Here is a 21559-nt window from a genome sequence, read left to right as displayed (position 1 = left end):
TATGAGGAGTAAATCTATGTGCCTTGGGGTGCCCGCCCAAATTGCGGAAATTCATGACTCTACGAGAGCTACTGTAAGCATGAGTGGCGTCTCGCGCATGGTTTCCACCGATCTTCTTGCCGAAACAATTGATGTAGGTGACTGGGTTTTAATTCACGTAGGTTTTGCACTGAGCAAGATTGATGAAGACGAGGCGGCAGTGACGCTTCAACAAATTAAGCAGCTGGGCGGCTTTGATGAGGAACTGCAATCTTTTGAGTCATCGGAGATTTGATGAAGTACGTAGATGAGTTCCGCGATCCTGAAGCAGCCAAAGCACTTCTGAATCGTATCGAAAAAGATGCAGCTCAGCTTGGCGAGATCTCGCTCATGGAGATTTGTGGTGGTCACACGCACACGATCTATCGCTACGGCTTGGAAAACCTCCTCCCCGACAACATCGACCTCGTCCATGGCCCAGGTTGTCCTGTGTGCGTCATCCCCATGGGACGCGTCGACGATGCCTTGTGGTTGGCCTCTCAACCCAACGTCATCTTGACCACCTTCGGCGATATGATGCGCGTTCCTGGTTCTACCGGCTCGCTTCTCGACGCCCGCGCGAACGGCGCCGACGTCCGCTTCGTGTACTCGCCTCTCGACGCCCTCAAAGTAGCCAAGGACAATCCCACCAAAATGGTGGTGTTTTTCGCCGTAGGTTTTGAAACGACTGCCCCGTCGACTGCTGTAACACTCGAGGCGGCCAAACGCGAGAATGTGACCAACTTTGCGGTGTTTAGCAACCATGTGACCATCGAGCCACCTCTACGTGTTTTGGTCAACGACACCAAAGTTGATGGCTTTATCGGCCCAGGCCACGTGGCCACCATCGTCGGAACCGACACGTTTAAGTTCCTCCCCGAGGAATTTAACAAGCCCGTTGTCGTCGCAGGATTCGAGCCTCTCGACGTTCTTCAAACCGTGGACATGCTGCTCCAGCAGTTCCTCCGCGGCACCTCCGAGGTAGGAAACCAATACGCCCGCGTTGTGCGCCCCGAGGGCAACACTGCCGCACTCAACTTGATGTCACGAGTGTTCCGTGTTCGCGAGACCTTCGAATGGCGCGGTCTTGGCTGGATCCCCAACTCTGGCCTCGGAATCGCAGACGAGTATGCGCAGTGGGATGCAGAAAAGCTTTTCGACGTCCCCGGCCGCCGAATCCCCGACCCCGTCGCCTGCGAGTGCGGCTCCGTTTTGACCGGAAAAATCAAGCCGTGGCAATGCCGTGTCTTTGGCACCGCCTGCACCCCGCAGACCCCCATCGGAACGTGCATGGTATCGCCCGAAGGCGCCTGCGCTGCATATTACAACTTCGGACGTATCAACCGTGAGGAGGCCGCGGCGCTACGCTAGGAGGCGTCGCCACGCAATGCGCAACAGCGAGTGCGGCAAAGCGAAGCACTCGCGCACAAAATTATTGACTCGAAATGGCGGCTTAGTCACCGCCGAACTCACGCGAATGGGCACCCCAAGATGGCGTGCCCACGCAAGGGTACGCAGCTTATGAAAATCGCTGGTAACCACCAGCCACTCTTGAGTATACGGCAACAACGCGTGAGCATTTTCTATGTTTTCGTTGGTGCTTGTCGCCTCCGGTTCCACGATCAAACGACGATAATCCACCCCGTGGCGAATCAACCAATCGTCCATCACATAGGCCTCCCCCTTGCCAGAAACAACAATAGGCCCCGTGGTGTGCCGAGATAGCTCAAGCGCATGCTCGAGTCGCCAGCGCAACACGTGACCTGGTTGGGCTCCCCTGACTTTGGAGCCCAAGACAAGAATCGTCGATTCCTTCCGGAACAAAAACTTACTCGCCCATCAATTTCTTCTTGAGGTTGGCATCTTTGCGCTCAACTTCTTGGCGCATGTTTTCTTGGTAGTCAGCCATCTTGGTTACTAGTTCTGGGTCGCCGGCACCGAGGATGCGTGCTGCTAGTAGGCCGGCATTTTTAGCGCCTCCGATGGAGACGGTAGCAACGGGAACCCCGCCTGGCATTTGGACGATGGAGAGCAGAGAATCCATGCCGTCGAGTTCTTTGAGAGCGCGTGGGATTCCGATGACGGGTAGCGGGGTGGCTGCTGCGACCATGCCAGGTAGGTGTGCGGCACCGCCGGCGCAGGCAATGATACATTTTAGACCGCGCTCATGTGCGGTTTTTGCGTATGCCAGCATTTTCTCTGGAGTACGGTGTGCAGAAACTACGCCTACTTCGAAGGGGATGCCGAATTCGGCGAGTACCTCGGCGGCTGGTTCAACGGTGGGCCAGTCGGAGTCGGAGCCCATGATAAGGCCTACGAGTGGTGTCATTATTGTTCCTTCCATTCGGCGTGAACGAGGTAGTAGGCGGCGTTTTCAGCTGCGGTTTTCAGTTCTTCTACATCCGTGCCGGCCATGTTGACGTGGCCAATTTTGCGGCCTAGTCGATGGTCTTTGCCATACATGTGGATTTTCGCTTCTGGGTAGCGCTTCCACACGTCGATCATGCGCTGTGGCATGGGGGTTTCGGGGTCTTCGGCAGCACCGAGAACGTTTGCCATGACGGTGTAGTTTTGCAGCGGTGCGGTCGATCCTAGCGGTAGGTCGAGTACAGCACGGATGTGTTGCTCGAATTGGTCGGTCACGCAACCATCTTGGGTCCAGTGCCCTGTGTTGTGGGGGCGCATGGCTAGCTCGTTAACAAAGATGCCGTCGGGAGTTTCAAACAGTTCAACGGCGAGGTTGCCGGTCACGCCGAGTTCGGTGGCAATGGTGATGGCAACGTTTTCGGCTTGTTCTTTCAGCTCTGGAGAAAGATCAGGAGCAGGTGCGATAGCGAACCAGCAGATGCCATCTTTTTGGATGGATTCTACGACTGGCCAGCCTTTGACTTCTCCGGATGGGGTGCGAGCGACCATTGCGGATAGTTCACGAACAAGGGTCACTTTGTGTTCGCCCATTAGTGGGGTTCCGGCTGCTAGTAGTTCGGAGACGAGCTCGGTAAGTTCCTCGAGGGTGTCGGGGAACCACACGCCTTTGCCGTCGTAGCCGCCGCGGCGGGCTTTCAAGCAGACGGCACCGTCAACGGTGTTCCAGAATGCGGTGGCGTCTTCAACGCTATCGATGGCTGCGAATGCGGGAACTGGGGCACCGAGTTCTGCTAGCCGCTGGCGCATCACGAGTTTGTCTTGTGCATTGACCAATGCAGCTGGCCGCGGTTGGACGTTGATTCCTTCTGCGATCAGTGCTTCTAGGTGCTGGTTGGGCACGTGTTCGTGATCGAAGGTGACTGCGTGTGCACCTTCGGTGACGCGGCGCAGATCGTCGAGGTTGGTGTAGTCCCCCAGCACAACGTCGGCTGCTACCTGCGCTGCGGAGGCATTAGGAGCTCCTGCGAGAATACGCACCGATTGCCCTAACTCGATAGCTGCGGTGTGCATCATTCGTGCCAATTGACCGTCGCCGATCACGCACAGAATTGGCATGTTTGTCGCGTGGGCTGCTGGATTACCGTTGCTGTGAGTCACGGGTAACAACTATAGCGTGCACCCCTGCACCACCCCATGCCGGTTATAACCAGATACGGGGGTTACCGATAGCCAATATGTTGCTCTATTTCGTTAACTACATATTTAGCCTTGGCAACATTGGGTAGAAGAATGGGGCGGGAATAACCAGCCACGGCCAAGGATATATTTTTCCTTTTGCGCCCGATATAGCGCACGGCGTGAAACGGAATCGATTCTTTCGCCCCCATAAGACCTGGCGCTCGCAGGATGATTCGCTGGTTAGTAACGATTATGCGTTCCTTCCGAGCACGCACGACTGGCAGCACAAAGCGCCAGCAGCTCAAGGCAGCCCACAGCAACACAACACCATTGCGCATGGTGGGGTCATTGTTGGGGTCTAGTGTCGACTTATCAAGGAAGCCGATCCCCATCCAACACAGTCCAGTAATAAGGAGCAATTCACATACGGGAAGCATCAAACGTGTCAGCGGTGCGGTGACGTCGACGCGAACTTCTTCCCCCTGCTGCAATCGAATTCCTGCCACTTATTTATCCTGAAGGCGCAGATGGGTCACGTCACCGACCATAAATTCATGGAGTTCACCGCTAGCATCGCGCACGCAGATGAGGCCTTCATCGGTGACAGACTCAGCCACTCCAAGCAGTTCCTTATCTTCTGACAACACGACGCGCACATCCGCGCCTATCGACGTACACACGCGTCGATAGTCCCCCATCAGCGAGGGATCACCCGCAATCCATTGGTTCAGGCGCTTATACAAGGCGTTGAGCACATCCACGGCCAGCTGGTTGCGCTCATAAGCAATGCCCTCAAGATCAAGGCTGGTGGCGTGGGCGACAGGGAGTTCTTCTTTGGTCAGCGCGGTATTAAGCCCTAAACCAATTACGACGGCAGGGTGATCACCAAGGCTTACAGCTTCTGCCAAAATGCCGCAGAGCTTGCGACCGTCGCATAGCAGGTCGTTGGGCCATTTGAGGCCGATACGGGGATCGGAGCCGAGGACGTCGACAAGCGCGAGACCTGTGGCAAGTGGCATGGTACCTAACCGAGAAACCGATTCTTTGCGGGGACGGATAAGAACGGAAAGGGTGAGCTGTGCGCCCACAGGTGATTCATATTTGCGCCCCATACGCCCGCGACCTTGTGACTGGTGTTCGGTAAGAAATGCTGTCCATTCCGGTGCCCCAGCATGTGCTGCCGCCACGAGATCCGTGTTTGTCGATCCTGTTGCCATCGTGTGCTCGAGACGGTTGTAGGGCCCGTTTTCAACGAGCTGTTCGCGAAGCCAAGCAATGTCCAAGGGGGCGCGGGAATCAGAAGACACGGGGGAAGTCATTCCTTAGATAATAGTCGTTGCCGCAAAAAGGTGGGTATGCCGGCTGCCGGTGACCTTTGTGGAGAAATTTTTTAATTTTCGACACGCCGAACGTTTTTGTATTGAAAACTAACCATCGAGGCGCTATCCTCTCAAAACATGACCATTTCCTCATCTTTTATCGACGTGGACGCTTTACACCACCCAAGCACCACCGCAGGCAAGATCGCCGACTTCAAGGCACGGCGCGCTGAAGCCAACACTCCGATGGGCGAAACGGCACTCAACAAAGTGCGCGGACAGGGCCGAATGACAGCACGCGAACGCCTCGACTATCTCCTCGACGAAGGCTCCTTCATCGAAACCGACCAGCTCGCACGACACCGCACCCACGACTTCGGCCTCTACGGCAAGCGCCCCGTCACCGACGGAATCGTCACCGGCTGGGGCACCATCGACGGCCGCGAAGTGTGCATCTTCTCCCAAGACGGCACCGTTTTCGGCGGCGCCCTCGGCGAGGTCTACGGCGAAAAAATGATCAAAATTATGGAACTTGCTGTCACAACCGGCCGCCCCCTCATCGGCCTTTACGAAGGCGCAGGCGCCCGCATCCAAGACGGTGCGGTCTCCCTCGACATGATCGCCCGCACCTTCTACCACAACATCAACGCTTCCGGAGTTGTCCCCCAAATCTCCGTCATCATGGGCGCCTGCGCGGGAGGAAATGCCTATTCCCCAGCACTCACGGACTTCGTGGTCATGGTGGATCAAACCTCCAAAATGTTCGTCACCGGCCCCGACGTGATCAAAACCGTCACCGGCGAAATGATTACCCAAGAAGAACTCGGCGGCGCCTCCGCACACATGGCTGCCGCCGGCAACAGCCACTACACCGCATCCAGCGACGAAGACGCACTCGAATTCGTTCAAGAACTCGTAGGCTTCCTGCCCTCCAACAATCGCAGCATGGCACCACGCGAGGACTATGACCGTGAGGACGGCAGCATCGACGACAACCTCACCCCTGATGATCTGCGCCTCGACCACATCATCCCCGACTCCCCCGCCAGCCCCTACGACGTACGCGACATCATCGAGTCCCTCACCGACGACGGCGACTACCTTGAGATTCAAGCCGACCGCGCCGAAAACGTCGTCATCGCATTCGGACGCATCGAGGGCGAATCCATCGGCTTTGTTGCCAATCAACCTACACAACTCGCGGGATGCCTCGACATCGACGCCTCCGAAAAAGCAGCACGCTTCATCCGCACCTGCGATGCCTTCAACATCCCCGTCGTCATGCTTGTCGACGTCCCAGGTTTCCTCCCGGGCGCCGGACAAGAACATAACGGCATCCTGCGCCGCGGCGCCAAACTCCTCTACGCCTACGGCGAAGCAACAGTGCCAAAGATTACCGTCACCATGCGCAAAGCCTACGGCGGAGCCTACTGCGTGATGGGGTCCAAGGGACTCGGCGCCGACGTTAACCTCGCCTGGCCCACCGCCCAAATCGCCGTCATGGGCGCCGCCGGAGCCGTAGGATTCCTACACCGCAAAGAACTAGCCAAGGCAGTAGAAAACGACGAAGATGTTTTCGCCCTCACCCAAGCTTTCGAGCAAGAATACGAAAACCACATGCTCAATCCATACATGGCCGCCGAACGCGGGCTTATCGACGCAGTCATCCTCCCCAGCGAAACCCGCGGACACATTTCCCGCAACCTCCGCCTACTGCGCAACAAGCACGTGCAACGCCCAGCCCGCAAACACGGCAACATCCCGCTCTAAAAGCGTTGTACTGGTGAGATCCTTTTAAGCTTCTCGCACTAGCGCGGATACTCGGAGCGAGCGTTAGTACGAGATAAGAATGTGGCTGCCCTTCCTAGGTTTCAGGAGAGGCAGCCACAGGTATTTATTCACAACGTAACTGCTATCGCCCAATAGCCAGATAGCACAAAACTGGCCTAGATCATCCACTGTTCATGAGTAATCTAGGCCAGTTTTTCTACTGAGAAACGTAGAAGTTCGATTTAGCGGTTGAAAAATTTCATGATCATTGGCATGAAGTAAGCAACCAAGCCAGCCAAACCAAGGCCACCTAGAACTGCAGCAAGAATACCGAAGAACTTGGAGTTGCCCTCAGACTTCTCTCCCTTTTTTGCAACCTCATCCGCTGCACATTTTTCAGCAGCTTTTTGATCAAGAACAGCCTGATCATTCAACTTCTTAGCTTCTTCTTCAGCTTTCAAGACCTCTGGGTCCTGCTTTGCAGCTTCAAGCGCATTCCCAACAGAGATCTTAGAGTAGGTTTCTGCAGCTTCAATCAAAGGCTTTGCAGCCTCAATCGCAGCCTTCGCTTGAGCAATGTACTTTTCAGCAACTTCGTGACGTTTTTCCTGCGACTTTTCCACCGCAGCCTTATCGTCAATAATGTCCTGTCTTATGAAAGTCAGGGCAAGCAGCGCCGCAGATAGCCTTTCATCCGCTTCTGACATTTTTTTCAAAGCTTTATCTAAGTTATTTTCTATTTCAAGTCTTTCGTCACGGTTAACACCTACCCCAATGCCATTAATTCCACTCTGAATCCAATTCTCTTTAGATTCATGGAGAGCCAATTCAGCACGCTCAAAATTTTGACGAGCTTTAGATGTTGCAGACAAAGCGTTCATCAGCTTCCGGTCCAAGAGAGCTTTTAGTGCATTCCCCGCAGGTTTCGACTCATCATTCAGATCTTCAGCTGCACCCAATTCCCACTTTGCAGTTTCAAGCGCTGATTTCGCTTGCTCAAGTTCGCGCATCGACTGAATAACATCAGGATCTGCAGAAGTAATTTCTTGGATTTTTTTTATCTACATACGCTTGAGCTGCAGCAGCTTTTTCTTTCGAAGCACTCGCCTTGCTCTCTGCGGCAGCACATGCAGAAACTTTAGCCTCTTCCGCACCAGTCACAGCGGTTCCTACAGCAAGGACAGATAGCGCGGTGGATGCAGAAACAACCGCAAGCTTGACAGACTTCATCGAATCTCTCTTTCAGAATGAGGGAATATAGAAAGATTTCAGGCAGATTTTTACACAAAAGCTGCAAAATTTCTATGGACAACCTTGGTTTAGATGTTGGATCAATTTATTGGTAACAGCTTTGCATTAAATGAGCAACCTAAGTGGGGGCACCCTAACCGAGTCTCCATCCATCTTTTATAAAACCTACCCAAACAACAGTTTTACATATTTTAAGAAAGTTTTCAGTGAAAACCTTTGGTAACCCTCCGCTTTTAAATTGATCAAATCAACAAGCTACCCAAAACAAAATAACACTGGTCACAATACAAAAATCTAACAATTAGGTATTAGTAAAAATTAAGCCGGAAAACTGTGCAATACATCCCAAAGTGCTACCCCACTACTAAAACCAGATCTTCACCCCACATAAGAACTTGCCAGACCACCCGAAATCACGATATACATGCTTTTCTCCAGAAAATCCCTAATTAAAGTCCATCACCCCTCCCCCGAATAAAACAATAACCGCAGGTTAATACCTCCCGAGAGAAAATCATCTACCCCCACATGCAAAGTTTTTTGCCGTGGATTCGACAAAATTGTCAAACAGTTCACAAGTTTTTGCCCCAGCCCCTACACTATTGTGTCATGACTGCCGCAACGATTAACGACGCAGGGGCCCAAACCCCCGACCTGACAACGACCGCAGGCAAGCTTGCGGATCTTCGTGCACGTATCGCAGAAACCCAAGCTCCTATGGGTCCTGCATCCATCGAAAAAGTTCACGCAAAGGGCAAGAAGACCGCCCGTGAGCGCATTGAGTACCTCCTTGATGAAGGCTCCTTTGTAGAGGTTGACGCTCTCGCCCGTCACCGCTCTAAGAACTTCGGTCTTGATGCCAAGCGCCCCGTTACCGATGGCGTGGTCACCGGCTACGGCACTATCGACGGTCGCAAGGTCTGCGTTTTCTCCCAAGACGGAGCAGTGTTTGGCGGTGCTCTTGGTGAGGTCTACGGCGAGAAAATCGTTAAGATCATGGATCTTGCCATTAAAACCGGCGTTCCACTGATCGGTATTAATGAAGGTGCAGGCGCTCGTATTCAAGAGGGCGTTGTATCCCTTGGCCTTTACTCCAAGATCTTCTACCGCAACACCCTCGCTTCCGGCGTTATCCCACAGATCTCGCTCATCATGGGTGCTTGTGCAGGTGGCCACGTGTACTCCCCTGCCCTCACCGACTTCATCATCATGGTGGACAAAACCTCCAAGATGTTCATCACCGGACCAGACGTGATCAAGACGGTCACCGGCGAAGAAGTCACACAAGAGGAGCTCGGTGGTGCACACACCCACATGGCCACCTCTGGTACCTCTCATTACACCGCATCCGACGATGCTGATGCCCTCGACTGGGTTCGTGACCTCGTAGGCTTCTTGCCTTCCAACAACCGCGCAGAAGCCCCTCGCGAGCCCGCCGAGATCATGGTGGGCTCCATCAAGGAGAACATCACCGACTCCGATCTCGAGCTGGACACGATCATCCCTGATTCCCCTAATCAGCCATACGACATGAAGGACGTGATCACTCGCATTCTTGATGATGGCGATTTCTTCGAGATCCAGGAAAACTACGCAGGCAATATCATTGTCGGCTTCGGCCGCGTCGAAGGACGCAGCGTTGGTATTGTTGCTAACCAGCCAACCGAGTTCGCTGGCTGCCTCGACATCAAGGCCGCTGAGAAGGCTGCTCGTTTTATCCGCACCTGCGATGCGTTTAATGTTCCGATCATCGAATTCGTTGACGTACCTGGCTTCCTACCAGGCACCAGCCAAGAATACGACGGAATCATTCGCCGTGGTGCTAAGCTCCTTTATGCCTACTCCGAGGCAACCGTCGGCAAGATCACTGTGATTACCCGCAAGTCCTACGGTGGCGCTTACTGCGTGATGGGTTCGAAGGACATGGGCGCTGACCTCGTCTTGGCATGGCCAACCGCACAGATCGCTGTCATGGGTGCCGCTGGTGCCGTGGGATTCATCTACCGCAAGGAAATCAAGGCCGCTGCTGCCGAGGGCAAGGACATGCTCGCTGTAGCTAAGGAATACGAGCGCGAGTACGAAGAAACTTTGGTCAACCCTTACATGGCAGCTGAGCGTGGCTATGTCGACGCCGTTATTCCACCAAGCGAAACCCGTGGTCAGATCATCGAAGGCCTCCGCCTTTTGGACCGCAAGGTTGTTAACGTTCCTGCAAAGAAGCACGGCAACATTCCGCTGTAAACCACCACAGGTACGTCTTCTACCTCACCCCTTGCAGTCTAGGTGAGGTAGAATGCCTCGCATCCATCTTCCCCATATTTTGAAATAGGTTTGACATGTCTGACTCAGTATCTGACGCACAAGCTCAGTCAACGCCAGAGAGCGCACAGCAAAAGCCGATTCTGCGTGTTGTTAAAGGCAACCCCGATCCAACACAAGTAGCTACCCTGACGGCCCTTTTTGCGTCCATGGCAGATAATGCTGCACAGCAATCCAAGCAAGAGCGCGAACGCAACTTGTGGGGAAGCATAGAAGAGCGCCTTCAGCGCCCCAGAACCTACAACCCCACCGCGTTTAGAAACATGAGCTTCTTCTAAAGTTACTCAGATCATTAGTCAAAAAGGCTTGACCTGCCCCTCACTATGGGGTAGATCAAGCCTTTTTGCATACTAAATGCGAGGTTTTTCGGCTCTTCCGGTTTTAGAGTGCATTGATTAGTTCGCCGGGGTTCGGGCGTGGCTCTGTGTGGAGTGGGACGTTTTTCACAACCATGGCTTGGCTGGCGTTGGTGGGCGCTGGTGGGCGCTGGTGGGCGAGCCACCCCCGCTCACCCCCGAAAAGACGGCACTTCACACCAAATCCAGTCAAACGGCCGGTTTTCTTGCGATTTGGTGTGAAGTGTCGAGAAAAATCCTTCGAAATATCCCCGAATGGTGGCTCGGAGGAACCGGAGCGCCCTTCGGTGGCAAGACCTTCGGGTATGTACGGGTCAAACCCTGGGCCGGAACCGCAGCAGCACCTGTAAGACCAACCAGGATCACTAGGACGATGCCGAGCGGACCACCTACGCGAGCGCCGCCACCGACGAGCATGCCGAACCATCCGAAGTCGGCATCGCCGAAGGTCGTATTGACATCACCAAAGTGGCTCTTCCGGTTTTAAAACATTACTTATATAAATAACACAACAATTTCGCACCCAGAACATTAGTCAACTTTGTAACGAAAAAAATAAAAATAATATCCTTTTAGCGCGCAAAAAAATACACGAAACCACAGCTAGAAGCATTATTCCAAGTACAGAATATTTGCTAATTTCCCAAGGAAATCTATTCCATTTTTAACATACCTTTATGGCGCCCATCACTGATGGGTTTCTCAATCTTGACTTAAAAACAGCAACCTCAGTAGATTCAAAATTAACAATAGACACGCAAACGTTTGCAGAAAAGTAGGTACGCATGAGTGACATCTCTCAACCAACAGTTGAGAACGCAGAGAAATCACCTACATGGCGCAGAGGGCGACAAAGCATCACCCTAAAAGACATTGCCGCCGACACTGGCTTGTCTATCAGTACCGTGTCGCGCGCGCTAGCCCGTAACCCCGTTATCTCCGAATCAACCCGCAGCGTAGTCGAAGAAGCAGCTGCTAGGCTCAACTATCGGCCAAATGCTCAGGCAAAGGCGCTCCGCAGCCAAAAGTCCAACACTATTGGCATTGTCCTGCCAAATATCCGCAACCCTTACTTCAACCAGCTAGCATCAGCTATTCAAGAAGCCGCAAGTCTTAAGGGCTACTGCTGCATGATGGCTAACTCAGCGGAATCGCCCGAGCTTATTAACAGTGCTTTGGATATTCTCAACAGCCAGCAGGTTGACGGCATCATCGTAGTCCCCCACGTTCAGTCTGCTCAACAAATCACTACCATTACAGAACAAGGCACACCCATCGTTGCAGCCGATCGAACAGTCACCCACAATGCGGTTCCATCCGTCACCTCTGATCCACTGCCAGCGATGAAAGAGGCTCTGCGAATGCTAAGCCTGAACCCAGGGGCGGCGATAGGATACCTTGCCGGGCCACAAGATACGTCGACAGGCAGGGAACGCCTCGAAGCGATCACGTCAATCAAGAGCGAACTGGGAATTCCTTCCCCTGACGTTTATTTTGGCGGCTACTCCAGCGAGGCCGGTTTTGCTGGTACGCACGAGCTCCTCGATCGCGGAGTCAATAGCATTTTGACCGGCGATATGATGATGACGGTCGGCGCGATTCAGGCGATCTACGCCCGTGGACTTCGCATCGGTAAGGATGTGGCGTTGATCGGCTACGACAACACCCCAGCGTTTATGCTCCAAGAGCGGCCTATTACCACCATTGACCAGCAGGTCGATGACATGGGACAACGCGCATTCGACATGCTTTACTCGCATATGAATAACGGCGAACGAGCAACGTCATGCGTCATCCCGACAACGCTTGCGCTGCGGGCTTCCCATTCGTTGGCGGTGTAGCACTTCTCACCCCCACGACAGAAATCCAGCCACCGACCATATATTTCCTTAATAATGGTGAATAAGTACTTCCCAAGGACTACCTACGCCCTTGACGTAGACGGTGGCTGCCATGCTGCTGTGGAAAGGAGAGACTGAAAAAGTATGTCCTCATCTATGACTGTTGTTGGTTCGATCAACGCTGACGTCAGCATCCAAGTAGCACGACATCCCAGCCCAGGCGAAACCCTCCTTGGCCACGACTCCACCATCAGCCCAGGCGGCAAAGGCGCAAACCAAGCCGTTGCCGCCGCGCTGCAAGGTGCAACTGTGTCGTTCGTAGGCGCGGTAGGAAACGACACCTATGCCGACCACGCACTGAAAATCCTGCGATCTTCCGGCGTGAACTTAGACGCGGTCGAAGCAATCGACGGCAATACCGGCGTTGCTTATATTCAAGTTTCTGATGACGGCGAAAACAGCATCATCGTTATCCCCGGCGCGAACGCGCATGTCACCGCGGACTACGTGGAACACCATCGTAAGCCCATCGAGGATGCCGACATCGTGCTCTTACAGGGTGAGATTCCCGCGGATGGTTTTAGCGCCGCAGTGCAGGCAGCTCGAGGCACCGTGGTAGTCAATCTTGCGCCTGTGATTGATGTCGATCGTGACTGCCTCCTGCGCGCGGATCCGTTGATGGCTAATGAGCATGAGGCGGCGTTGATTCTAGAGCAACTCGGCGCTCCTGTAACCAGCGAGGATCCCCACGTTCTCATCGAAGCGTTGCGTTCTCAAGGTTTTGCCTCCGTGGTGTTGACCCTTGGTGGACATGGCGCGCTGGTCGCCGATGCTTCTGGTGTGACACCGATTGCCACCCCATACGTCACAGCAGTAGACACCACGGGTGCTGGTGACGCATTCGCAGGGGCTTTCGTGGCACGTCGTTTGCAAGGAGACTCGCTTATCGACGCCGCCACGTTCGCAGCCCGTGTCGGAGCGTTCTCCGTTCAGGGTCGCGGGGCGCAAACTTCTTATCCTTCTGACTCCGATACGCTGCCCGCGGTGTAGCGCCTACTATAGGTGAGCATGAATATCGTGCTCGCCTCATCTTCTCCATCTCGGTTATCAATTCTGCGCAGCGCTGGTGTCGAACCACTCGTGTGCCCCGCAGATGTTGATGAAGACGCCCTGCTGGATTCCCTTGTAGAGCGTAGCCCTGCTGATAAAGTCGCCGCCTTGGCGCAGGCCAAGGCCGAGGCTATTGCTGGCGACTACCCCGATGATGTAGTCATTGGGGGTGATTCCATGCTGCTGCTTGATGGGGCCCTTCAAGGAAAACCGCACACCGTAGATAAGACTATTGAACGGTGGAAACAACAGCATGGTAAAACCGCTGAACTCATTACCGGCCATTGTGTGATCACCCCGCGCGGTCGGTATGTAGAAACCTCCACAACGACTGTCACGTTTGCCCACGCCGACGATGCCGATATTGAAGCCTATGCGCGTACCGGCGAGCCCTTGCAGTGTGCGGGTGCTTTTACGCTCGAGGCCATCGGTGGTTGGTTTATCGACTCCATTACTGGCGATCCATCCAGCGTTATCGGGTTGTCGCTGCCGGTGGTACGTCGTGCGCTATATGCGGCAGGCTACAACGTCAGCGAATTCTGGAACAATAACTAATATGACAGCTTTTAACGATATGCTCGCTCCCTTACCCGTTCAGCTTCCGCAAGACCCAGCGCTTGACGGCATGGATCTCGAAGCAGTCACTGCTACGACCGCCCTTGAACACCCCGAAAGCCCATCCGTGTGGGCACAACTCGCACACAAAGCCCTTGCAACAGCGCACAGTGATGAGCAACGCGCCATCGCCTACGCCTACGCACGAACCGCCTACCACCGCAGCCTCGATCGCCTCCGCGCCAACGGTTGGAAAGGTTGGGGGCCAGTGCCATTTGCACACGAGCCAAACCAAGGCGTGCTGCGTGCTATTGCCGCGCTTGCCTTAGCCTCACAAAAAATTGGCGACACCGCCGAATACGAGCGATGCCGCCAGATGCTTCTCGACGCCGACCAGAGCTGCGTCGATACGCTGCTTCCACCAGCCTAAAGCTGGGAGACCACTGGTTCCATCTTCTCCCACAACAGTGGGACAAGACTCAACGCGTAGGCATCGGAAATGTGGTTGCCATCGCGATAAACATAGATATTGCCGATCACACCGGGGCAAAAACCATTCGGGCAGAACCAGTCGGCGGTGTCAATAGAGATCATCGTCTTGGACTTCAAGAAACGTGCCGCGGGATCCACAGGAGAATAAATTTCCTCCCGCGGCTTACCACATTCCATTATGCTGCCACCGCTTGCAATACACTGCGATAGGGGCCACGCTTGGCCATCTTTATCCAAGAACCACGGATTATCCCGCAAACCAATAAACGGAATCTTTTCTTTTTCTAGAACCGCCCACAGCGTGCGATAGCTTTCTGGAACCTCGTCCAAACCGCGCAGCTTCTCCAGCAACGGACGCGTGGAATTAGAAATCACCAGATCAGGCTTATCCTTACGGACCTTCTCCAGCATGACCTTGTTAAAAGTCGCACAGTCATCGCTAAATACACCGTCTTCTTCCGTGGCAAACGCAGGACAACCCTGACGCACAATCGGAATAATCTTCAGACCATGATCGCGACCGATCTGATCCAACGCAGCCATCCACTGCTCCGCATGGGAACCACCGATCACATAGGCAACCTTCTTGGCATTCTTGTCGCCATAAACACAGTATTCCTCGCCGAAGTTGTCGTTCGCGATCTTCGTGGGGTCGTCGTCAAGCTCCGACATGCAGCCGTCCGTCCACGCTGGTGACAAACTATTAGCCAAAACATAGGGATCCGGCGCAAACTTCACCTGCGGCACACGCCCGCCAACCAACGCCATCGCACCCGGATACAGCACCGGATCCAGCTGAGTCTTCGACAGCGCCTGTACTTCCTTTTGCCATACGGAAGGAATCCACAATGCTGTCCCGCACAGCGCAAGAACCACTACGCCGGCGAGCGCACGCGTAGCCCCCGTTGCCTTACGCAACGTCGCTGCCGCACTACGCACTCGACGCGCTTGGCGTTCGGGGCGTTTGGCATGCTGTTTGAAAGGTTCCTCGATGAGCTTGTGCGTCAGGTGTGCCAAAACGACCGACACCGCAATCACCGAGATACCGAGTCCAGTACTTGGACGATCGAGTCCAAGATAAATCGTGGACATAATCAACAGCGGCCAGTGCCACAGGTACAACGGGTACGCGATCGAACCAAGCCACAGCATGAAACGGCTCTTCATCCAGCCAGCGCCGTGGCCTTGCCCAAGGATGACCATTGCAGCGCCGCCCAGAGGATATAAAGCGCCAGGACCTGGGAATACTTGGGCGCCGTCGAAAAGCAAGCCGGTGGTCAACACCATCGCTAGGCCTAGGTATGTCAACACCACGCCCACGACGCGACTGAACCGAATCTTATCGGCGTACAACACAAGTACCGCGCCGAGCGTCAGCTCCCACACACGCGACCACGTGGAATAATAATTCAGTGGCTGATCCACCGGATGCAAGTACACCGCATAGCTCAACGACGCCACCGTCACCGCGATCAGCGGAATACCGGCCAAATGACGCACCCGCTCGGCTTCATGGCCGCGTCGACGCCGCAGCTTCAACACCACAGATACAAACAGGGCGAACGCAATCGCCGCCAGATAAAACTGTCCCTGCACAGACATCGACCACAGATGCTGCAACGGACTGACCACACTGGAGGCTGCACCATAGGCAGAGCCCTGCGCACTTAACTCCCAGTTTTGGTAATACCCCACGCTAGCCAGCACCTGATCCGCAACATTTGTGGTGCGAAGCTCGGGGATCGCTGACTCAATAATCAGCACCGTAGACATCAGCACCACCATGAGTGCTGGAAGGAGTCGACGAATCGTTCGCCACAACGGCCACCACGGGTTCAAGCTGGCATTCGGTTTAGCGGCATAACGCAGCTGCGAACCAAGGAAAAAATAGCCCGACAGCAAGAGGAAAACATCCACGCCACCCGACACACGGCCCACAAACACGTGGAAGATGACCACGAATGCAATAGCAATACCGCGTAGACCATCAAGGTCATAGCGGTATTTAGTAGTCGAAGGCCTAGAAGATTGTTGAGTTTTAGGTTGCGGCACCGGAAATCTCGCGTCTTAGAATTGATCGTTGTGTAGAAAATAACCTCAATATTTTAACCAATGCACATCGTGGAATACGAAAGACACGTTACGCGGGGAGGCGTCGAAAAGCACGAAAGCGGCGCACCACCTTTTGTCTCCCCATCGAGAGAATAAGGGCGTACGCCGCTTACGCTTATACGTAACGAAAACGTTTATGCGTGCTTCTTTTCCACGCGCTCGACGGCTTCCTGAGCAACGAGCTCCTGGATGCCCATGTCCAGCTCAGAGGTGAAGCCCACGCATGAGCAGTTGATCTCGCCGAGAACGTAGGTGTCCTCGCCGTTCTCGCCATCAGCGAGCATGAAGTCTGCGGTCCAGATCAGCGGGATGTTGTCGCCACCAAGCTTTTCAGCGATCACAGGGCGAGCAGCTGCGAACATGTCGACGAGCTCCTGCCATGCCTCTGGCTTGTCGTAGGTGTACTTTGCGCCGGAGAACAAGGTTGCTGAGAAGTTGTCGCCACCAGCGGCCGGCTTTTTGTGCACCACGAAGACGGGGTGTGGGCCAACCATCAAGATGCGGATTTCGCCCTCGACAATGCGAGGCATGAAGCGCATATCAACGAGCATGCCGTTGTCGCCGACGATGTACTGGTCACAGAAGTTCATGAACTCACCGAGCTCACGGATCTCGGTGTGGTTATCAACCGCCTCGGTGCAGCGCAGCTTGGTATCCAGTGGCAACGCAGTACCTGGTGCTACCGACGCAGCAAGCTCCTTGTCTTCAAGCTGCACACGCCAGATGCCCGAACCCGTGGAGCCACGGTTTTGCTTGAGAACGCGCTCACCATAAGAAAGCGAGGTTGGGAAGGTGTTGTGGAAGGTCTCCACGTCGTAGTAAGCAGCGGTATCGGAAGGAACCAAATCAGTGTCATTGAGCTTGACCAAGGCGTCCTTTGCGCCATAAGCCATCATCTCAGCTGGGGTAGACATACCCACAAGGCCAGCCTCAGACAGCTTGGTCAGCAGATCAAAGTAGCCCTTCTCGCCGCCAGGAATGTTGCCTGGGTTAACACGAGAAATGTAGCCGTCGAAGTTCTGAGAAACATACTCGAACAGGCCTTCGCTCCACTCAGGACGGTAGAACACAACCTCAGCGTGCCAGCCCTTTTCCTTGATGGCATCAACGATAGGAAGCGTGTCTTTACGGTGACCGTTAAACTGCTTATCGTTTCCGCCTTCGACCTCGAAGACAACAATGCTCTTGTGCAATTTATGAACCTTTCGGGGTGTTATGTGGGAATCTTCCTTCTGCAAAGAACAACCGCCTTCGCGCATAAGAAATCAGCCACAAAATAGGACGCGAATATACCGCGATACAACATCCGAGGAGCTTGGCAGTGCGGCCACGCTAGACATACCGGCTTTTACTGAGTGAGCGCCTCAAAGCTGATGCTATTAAACATCTCACTCCTAGGGGATAGAACACACTAAGGAGTAATCAACAACACACAAACTACAAGCTCATCCTTATATCTAGGGGATGAGTGCGGACATGGGGAACGTCGATAAGCACTGACCACTTTGGTCCAATATTTCCCTGCTCAGCGATACTTTTACCGAGCTAGCTACACAGCTCAGCTCACGTGCGGTAGGCTATGCGCGGCCGCAATGCATAAAGAAAGAATAATGGCAGCTGTAAGACTGCTCACAATGTGAACTTTGTATGGAACAATCAACTGAGCTGCCACGTTGTGACAATATTGCTTAAAGGTGGGTCAACCCCGTGACTTTTCACGCCAGCCCACTGCCATAGTGGAATCTTTCAGCGATTGCGCGTCACCGTTTAGTCATTGAAGAAGGTAAAAATGCCAGCACCATTCGATCCACACCCACAGTTCCAGGAGTACGCACACCCCGAAAAGCTCGTCTCCGCCTCGTGGCTGAGCGCTCGCCTAGGCACTAAAGGCCTTCGCGTTGTGGAATCCGACGAGGACTCACTCCTCTACGACATCGGACACATCCCCGGTGCCGTACGCATCGACTGGGCCAAAGACCTTAACGACGCCACCATCCGCGATTACATCAGCGCCAAGGATTTCGCAGCGCTCATGGACGCTAAAGGCATCGCCCGAGACGACACCGTAGTGATCTACGGCGACAAGTCCAACTGGTGGGCAACCTTTACCCTATGGATCTTCGAGCTCTTCGGCCATGAGGATGTCCGTATCCTCAACGGTGGCCGAGACGCATGGATGGCCGAAGAACGCGACACCTCGTATGCCGTTCCGGAGTACCCCGCAACCGGCTACCCCGTTGTCACCGATACCAGCGCACCAGCGCGCATTTTTGTCGACGAGCTCGTGAGCAAACTGGGCACGCAACAGCTTATCGACGTCCGCAGTGAATCCGAATATGCGGGCACCACAGACAATGATTACCCCTCATCTGGGGTGTTACGGAGCGGCCATATCCCAACCGCAGTGAACATTCCATGGAATAAGTCAGTACACCCGAACAGCCGGTTCCGCTCCTTTTCCGAACTCAGTGAGATCTACGGTGGACTCGACAAAAATGCCGAAACCGTCACCTACTGTCAAGTAGGCGACCGCGCAGCACACACTTGGTTCGTCCTAAAGTACCTGCTTGGACACGACATTGCCCGCACTTACGACGGATCTTGGGCCGAATGGGGCAACATGATTCGCATGCCTATCGCGAAAGGCGAAGAGCCCGGCGTGGCACCCTAGAAAAATAATAGTTTTGACTATAAAATGAATTCCTCGGGAGCAATTCTTCCGAGGAATTTGCCGTTCAATGGCTACCTAATGTGGAAGAATATGTGATGCCTACCGCATTAAGTGCACTATGTAGACCATCTTACTTTTAATGTCGGGCACTCAAACGACTGACAATGGTGTAGCAACCTATAGCAAGATGTCATGCCACGCCCCTAGAATTGCTACACCAGCCCCAAAAATTTTCATCAGAACCAGGAGAGCTTCAGTGTCTGTGGAACAGAAGAAGATCACTAAGGTGCTCATCGCAAACCGCGGTGAGATCGCCGTCCGCGTTATCCGTGCAGCCCGCGATGCCGGCATCGCCAGCGTCGCCGTGTACGCAGAGCCCGATGCAGACGCTCCTTTCGTCTCCATGGCTGACGAGGCATTTGCACTAGGTGGCCAAACCTCCGCCGAGTCCTACCTTGTCTTTGACAAGATCCTCGACGCGGCCAAGAAATCCGGCGCCGACGCCATCCACCCAGGCTATGGCTTCCTCTCTGAAAACGGCGACTTCGCCGAAGCAGTTATCAATGCAGGCCTGATCTGGATCGGCCCATCGCCGCAGTCCATCCGCGACCTCGGCGACAAAGTCACCGCACGCCACATCGCGCTTAAAGCCGAAGCACCTATGGCACCAGGCACCAAAGAGCCAGTCAAAGACGCCTCCGAGGTCGTCGCCTTCGCAGAAGAACACGGACTTCCCATCGCTATTAAGGCAGCATTCGGCGGCGGCGGACGCGGCATGAAAGTTGCCTACACCATGGATGAAGTAGCCGACCTCTACGAATCCGCAACCCGCGAGGCAGTGGCAGCCTTCGGTCGCGGCGAATGCTTCGTCGAGCGTTACCTCGACAAAGCACGCCACGTCGAGTGCCAAGTCATCGCAGATATGCACGGCAACGTTGTTGTCGCAGGCACCCGCGACTGCTCCCTCCAGCGCCGATTCCAAAAGCTCGTCGAAGAAGCACCAGCCCCATTCCTTACCGACGACCAGCGCACCCGCCTTCACGAATCCGCCAAAGCCATCTGTAAAGAAGCTGGTTACTACGGTGCCGGCACCGTAGAGTACCTCGTCGGCTCCGACGGACTGATCTCCTTCCTTGAGGTCAACACCCGCCTCCAGGTGGAACACCCCGTCACCGAGGTCACCACCGGCCTCGACTTGGTACGCGAGCAATTCCGCATCGCAGAAGGCAAAGAACTCCACATCAAACAAGACCCAACCCCTCGTGGACACGCCTTCGAATTCCGAATCAACGGCGAAGACGCAGGCTCAAACTTCATGCCCGCACCAGGCAAGGTCACCAAGTACATCGAGCCTTCCGGCCCAGGTGTGCGCATGGACTCCGGTATCGTCGAAGGCTCCGTCATCGGCGGCCAATTCGACTCCATGCTCGCCAAGCTCATCGTCTTCGGAGAAACCCGTGACGAAGCACTCCAACGCGCATCCCGCGCTCTTAATGAGTACGTCGTCGAAGGCATGCCTACCGTCTTGCCATTCCACCGCCACATCGTGGAAAACCCAGCCTTCATCGGCGACGGCGAAAAATTCGAGGTCTACACCAAGTGGATCGAAGAAGAGTGGAACAACCCTATCGAGCCATACGTCGACCCAACAGATGTGGATGATGAAGAAGCAGCACTGCCATCCCAGAAAGTTGTCGTGGAAATCGACGGCCGCCGCGTAGAAATCGCACTACCAGGCGACCTCGCACTCGGCGGCGGAGCAGGTGCACCAAAGAAGAAAGCCAAGAAGCGCCGCGCAGGTGGCTCCAAGGCTGCCATCTCTGGCGACGCTGTTGCAGCACCAATGCAGGGCACCGTCATCAAGATCAACGCCGAAGAAGGCGCCGAAGTAGCTGAAGGCGACACCGTCGTCGTCCTCGAAGCAATGAAGATGGAAAACCCCGTCAAGGCACACAAGTCCGGTGTTGTCACCGGCCTAGCCATCGCTGCCGGCGAAGGTGTGACCAAGGGCCAAGTTCTCCTCGAAATCAAAGACGCCTAAGCGCCCTTAAGAAGGCTCAGGCTCGTCACCTCGCTGGCTTACTGCCTTACTGCGCTGACATTACGAGCCTGACGTCACCCCACGTGGACCTTCCCGCAGGTACTCAAGTAGTACCGTGGGAAGGCCCACTTTTGTTTTACTTTCACACTGTCGCCCCA

The 21559-nt window shown here is 54.5% G+C and carries 20 protein-coding genes and 1 pseudogene; 11 read left to right on the top strand and 10 right to left on the bottom strand.

The features are described from left to right. Nucleotides 1–16 precede the first annotated feature (16 nt). Both AT687_RS02925 and hypD read left to right on the top strand, forming a co-directional pair. Nucleotides 17–274 carry a HypC/HybG/HupF family hydrogenase formation chaperone gene (locus tag AT687_RS02925; RefSeq protein ID WP_004567055.1) on the top strand — a complete coding sequence of 86 codons (258 nt, stop codon included), beginning with the start codon at nt 17–19 and terminating at the stop codon, nt 272–274. Further along, the gene (hypD, locus tag AT687_RS02920) at nt 274–1389 is read left to right on the top strand and encodes a hydrogenase formation protein HypD (RefSeq protein ID WP_010934465.1); all 1116 of its coding nucleotides are present in this window, start codon (nt 274–276) and stop codon (nt 1387–1389) included. Before AT687_RS02925 ends, hypD begins: the two co-directional genes overlap by 1 nt. On the opposite strand, the gene AT687_RS02915 is transcribed toward hypD, so the two are convergent. From AT687_RS02915 to AT687_RS02895, 5 genes are read right to left on the bottom strand one after another with little or no spacing between them, the layout of a single operon-like run. Further along, nucleotides 1381–1842 carry a YdcF family protein gene (locus AT687_RS02915; RefSeq protein ID WP_014316455.1) on the bottom strand — a complete coding sequence of 154 codons (462 nt, stop codon included), beginning with the start codon at nt 1840–1842 and terminating at the stop codon, nt 1381–1383. The genes hypD and AT687_RS02915 overlap by 9 nt on opposite strands. A 4-nt stretch (nt 1843–1846) precedes the next feature. Further along, the gene (purE, locus tag AT687_RS02910; protein WP_004567050.1) at nt 1847–2347 is read right to left on the bottom strand and encodes a 5-(carboxyamino)imidazole ribonucleotide mutase; all 501 of its coding nucleotides are present in this window, start codon (nt 2345–2347) and stop codon (nt 1847–1849) included. After that, on the bottom strand, nt 2347–3552 hold the full coding sequence (locus AT687_RS02905) for a 5-(carboxyamino)imidazole ribonucleotide synthase (RefSeq protein WP_014318759.1): 1206 nt from the start codon (nt 3550–3552) through the stop codon (nt 2347–2349). The genes purE and AT687_RS02905 overlap by 1 nt, the downstream gene beginning before the upstream one ends. Nucleotides 3553–3605: 53 nt before the next feature. After that, nucleotides 3606–4070 carry a hypothetical protein gene (locus AT687_RS02900; RefSeq protein ID WP_014318758.1) on the bottom strand — a complete coding sequence of 155 codons (465 nt, stop codon included), beginning with the start codon at nt 4068–4070 and terminating at the stop codon, nt 3606–3608. Then, nucleotides 4071–4871, bottom strand: coding sequence for a biotin--[acetyl-CoA-carboxylase] ligase (locus AT687_RS02895; protein WP_014318757.1), 801 nt, complete (start codon nt 4869–4871; stop codon nt 4071–4073). It lies immediately after the preceding gene. 150 nt (nt 4872–5021) lie between these two features. On the opposite strand from AT687_RS02895, the gene AT687_RS02890 reads away from it, so the two are divergent. Continuing rightward, nucleotides 5022–6653 carry an acyl-CoA carboxylase subunit beta gene (locus tag AT687_RS02890; protein WP_014303039.1) on the top strand — a complete coding sequence of 544 codons (1632 nt, stop codon included), beginning with the start codon at nt 5022–5024 and terminating at the stop codon, nt 6651–6653. Nucleotides 6654–6895: 242 nt separating this feature from the next. Here AT687_RS02890 and AT687_RS02885 read toward each other — a convergent pair whose 3' ends face one another. Together AT687_RS02885 and AT687_RS12925 are read right to left on the bottom strand one after the other, a co-directional pair. Further along, nucleotides 6896–7663, bottom strand: a complete 768-nt coding sequence (locus AT687_RS02885) for a hypothetical protein (protein WP_014318756.1) — start codon at nt 7661–7663, stop codon at nt 6896–6898. Between the two features lie 13 nt (nt 7664–7676). After that, nucleotides 7677–7883: a hypothetical protein gene (locus AT687_RS12925; RefSeq protein ID WP_014318755.1), complete on the bottom strand. Its 207-nt coding sequence runs from the start codon at nt 7881–7883 to the stop codon at nt 7677–7679. A gap of 630 nt (nt 7884–8513) precedes the next feature. Between AT687_RS12925 and AT687_RS02880 the strand changes: the two genes are divergently transcribed. Continuing rightward, on the top strand, nt 8514–10145 hold the full coding sequence (locus tag AT687_RS02880) for an acyl-CoA carboxylase subunit beta (RefSeq protein WP_021334890.1): 1632 nt from the start codon (nt 8514–8516) through the stop codon (nt 10143–10145). A gap of 95 nt (nt 10146–10240) precedes the next feature. Beyond that, nucleotides 10241–10501: an acyl-CoA carboxylase subunit epsilon gene (locus AT687_RS02875; RefSeq protein ID WP_014318754.1), complete on the top strand. Its 261-nt coding sequence runs from the start codon at nt 10241–10243 to the stop codon at nt 10499–10501. Between the two features lie 267 nt (nt 10502–10768). Here AT687_RS02875 and AT687_RS13340 read toward each other — a convergent pair. Then, nucleotides 10769–11050, bottom strand: a pseudogene (locus AT687_RS13340) (PTS ascorbate transporter subunit IIC); the annotation flags it as partial. Nucleotides 11051–11364: 314 nt separating this feature from the next. Between AT687_RS13340 and AT687_RS02870 the strand changes: the two are divergent. The 4 genes from AT687_RS02870 (at nt 11365) to AT687_RS02855 (ending at nt 14515) form a co-directional block, all read left to right on the top strand. Then, entirely contained in the window at nt 11365–12420 is a 1056-nt protein-coding gene (locus AT687_RS02870; protein WP_014318752.1) for a LacI family DNA-binding transcriptional regulator, read from the top strand. Nucleotides 12421–12564: 144 nt separating this feature from the next. Further along, entirely contained in the window at nt 12565–13470 is a 906-nt protein-coding gene (locus tag AT687_RS02865; RefSeq protein WP_014318751.1) for a ribokinase, read from the top strand. Between the two features lie 18 nt (nt 13471–13488). Then, on the top strand, nt 13489–14085 hold the full coding sequence (locus AT687_RS02860) for a Maf family protein (RefSeq protein WP_041740452.1): 597 nt from the start codon (nt 13489–13491) through the stop codon (nt 14083–14085). A gap of 1 nt (nt 14086) precedes the next feature. Further along, nucleotides 14087–14515, top strand: coding sequence for a DUF3151 domain-containing protein (locus tag AT687_RS02855; RefSeq protein WP_004567033.1), 429 nt, complete (start codon nt 14087–14089; stop codon nt 14513–14515). On the opposite strand, the gene AT687_RS02850 is transcribed toward AT687_RS02855, so the two are convergent. Both AT687_RS02850 and AT687_RS02845 read right to left on the bottom strand, forming a co-directional pair. Continuing rightward, nucleotides 14512–16629 (bottom strand): acyltransferase family protein, encoded by a 2118-nt coding sequence (locus AT687_RS02850; protein WP_014318748.1) that lies wholly within the window; start codon nt 16627–16629, stop codon nt 14512–14514. The two genes, AT687_RS02855 and AT687_RS02850, sit on opposite strands and share 4 nt — an antisense overlap. 194 nt (nt 16630–16823) lie before the next feature. Beyond that, nucleotides 16824–17882: a Cj0069 family protein gene (locus tag AT687_RS02845; protein WP_041740449.1), complete on the bottom strand. Its 1059-nt coding sequence runs from the start codon at nt 17880–17882 to the stop codon at nt 16824–16826. A 596-nt stretch (nt 17883–18478) separates the two neighbouring features. On the opposite strand from AT687_RS02845, the gene AT687_RS02840 reads away from it, so the two are divergent. Together AT687_RS02840 and AT687_RS02835 are read left to right on the top strand one after the other, a co-directional pair. Next, nucleotides 18479–19360, top strand: coding sequence for a sulfurtransferase (locus tag AT687_RS02840; protein ID WP_010934451.1), 882 nt, complete (start codon nt 18479–18481; stop codon nt 19358–19360). 256 nt (nt 19361–19616) lie between these two features. Next, the gene (locus AT687_RS02835; protein WP_010934450.1) at nt 19617–21401 is read left to right on the top strand and encodes an acetyl/propionyl/methylcrotonyl-CoA carboxylase subunit alpha; all 1785 of its coding nucleotides are present in this window, start codon (nt 19617–19619) and stop codon (nt 21399–21401) included. Nucleotides 21402–21559: the final 158 nt, after the last annotated feature.

This window comes from Corynebacterium diphtheriae, from assembly GCF_001457455.1.
GTDB lineage: Bacteria > Actinomycetota > Actinomycetes > Mycobacteriales > Mycobacteriaceae > Corynebacterium > Corynebacterium diphtheriae.
Note: the sequence above shows the minus strand (reverse complement) of the source record. Positions and strands in the feature narration are given on the sequence as shown.

Coding starts and splice junctions, on each gene's coding strand:
- AT687_RS12925 (WP_014318755.1), bottom strand. CDS start 7,883: ATGAAGTCTGTCAAGCTTGCGGTTGTTTCTGCATCCACCGCGCTATCT.
- AT687_RS02865 (WP_014318751.1), top strand. CDS start 12,565: ATGTCCTCATCTATGACTGTTGTTGGTTCGATCAACGCTGACGTCAGC.
- AT687_RS02855 (WP_004567033.1), top strand. CDS start 14,087: ATGACAGCTTTTAACGATATGCTCGCTCCCTTACCCGTTCAGCTTCCG.
- AT687_RS02840 (WP_010934451.1), top strand. CDS start 18,479: ATGCCAGCACCATTCGATCCACACCCACAGTTCCAGGAGTACGCACAC.
- AT687_RS02880 (WP_021334890.1), top strand. CDS start 8,514: ATGACTGCCGCAACGATTAACGACGCAGGGGCCCAAACCCCCGACCTG.
- purE (WP_004567050.1), bottom strand. CDS start 2,347: ATGACACCACTCGTAGGCCTTATCATGGGCTCCGACTCCGACTGGCCC.
- AT687_RS02870 (WP_014318752.1), top strand. CDS start 11,365: ATGAGTGACATCTCTCAACCAACAGTTGAGAACGCAGAGAAATCACCT.
- hypD (WP_010934465.1), top strand. CDS start 274: ATGAAGTACGTAGATGAGTTCCGCGATCCTGAAGCAGCCAAAGCACTT.
- AT687_RS02875 (WP_014318754.1), top strand. CDS start 10,241: ATGTCTGACTCAGTATCTGACGCACAAGCTCAGTCAACGCCAGAGAGC.
- AT687_RS02885 (WP_014318756.1), bottom strand. CDS start 7,663: ATGCGCGAACTTGAGCAAGCGAAATCAGCGCTTGAAACTGCAAAGTGG.
- AT687_RS02925 (WP_004567055.1), top strand. CDS start 17: ATGTGCCTTGGGGTGCCCGCCCAAATTGCGGAAATTCATGACTCTACG.
- AT687_RS02860 (WP_041740452.1), top strand. CDS start 13,489: ATGAATATCGTGCTCGCCTCATCTTCTCCATCTCGGTTATCAATTCTG.
- AT687_RS02890 (WP_014303039.1), top strand. CDS start 5,022: ATGACCATTTCCTCATCTTTTATCGACGTGGACGCTTTACACCACCCA.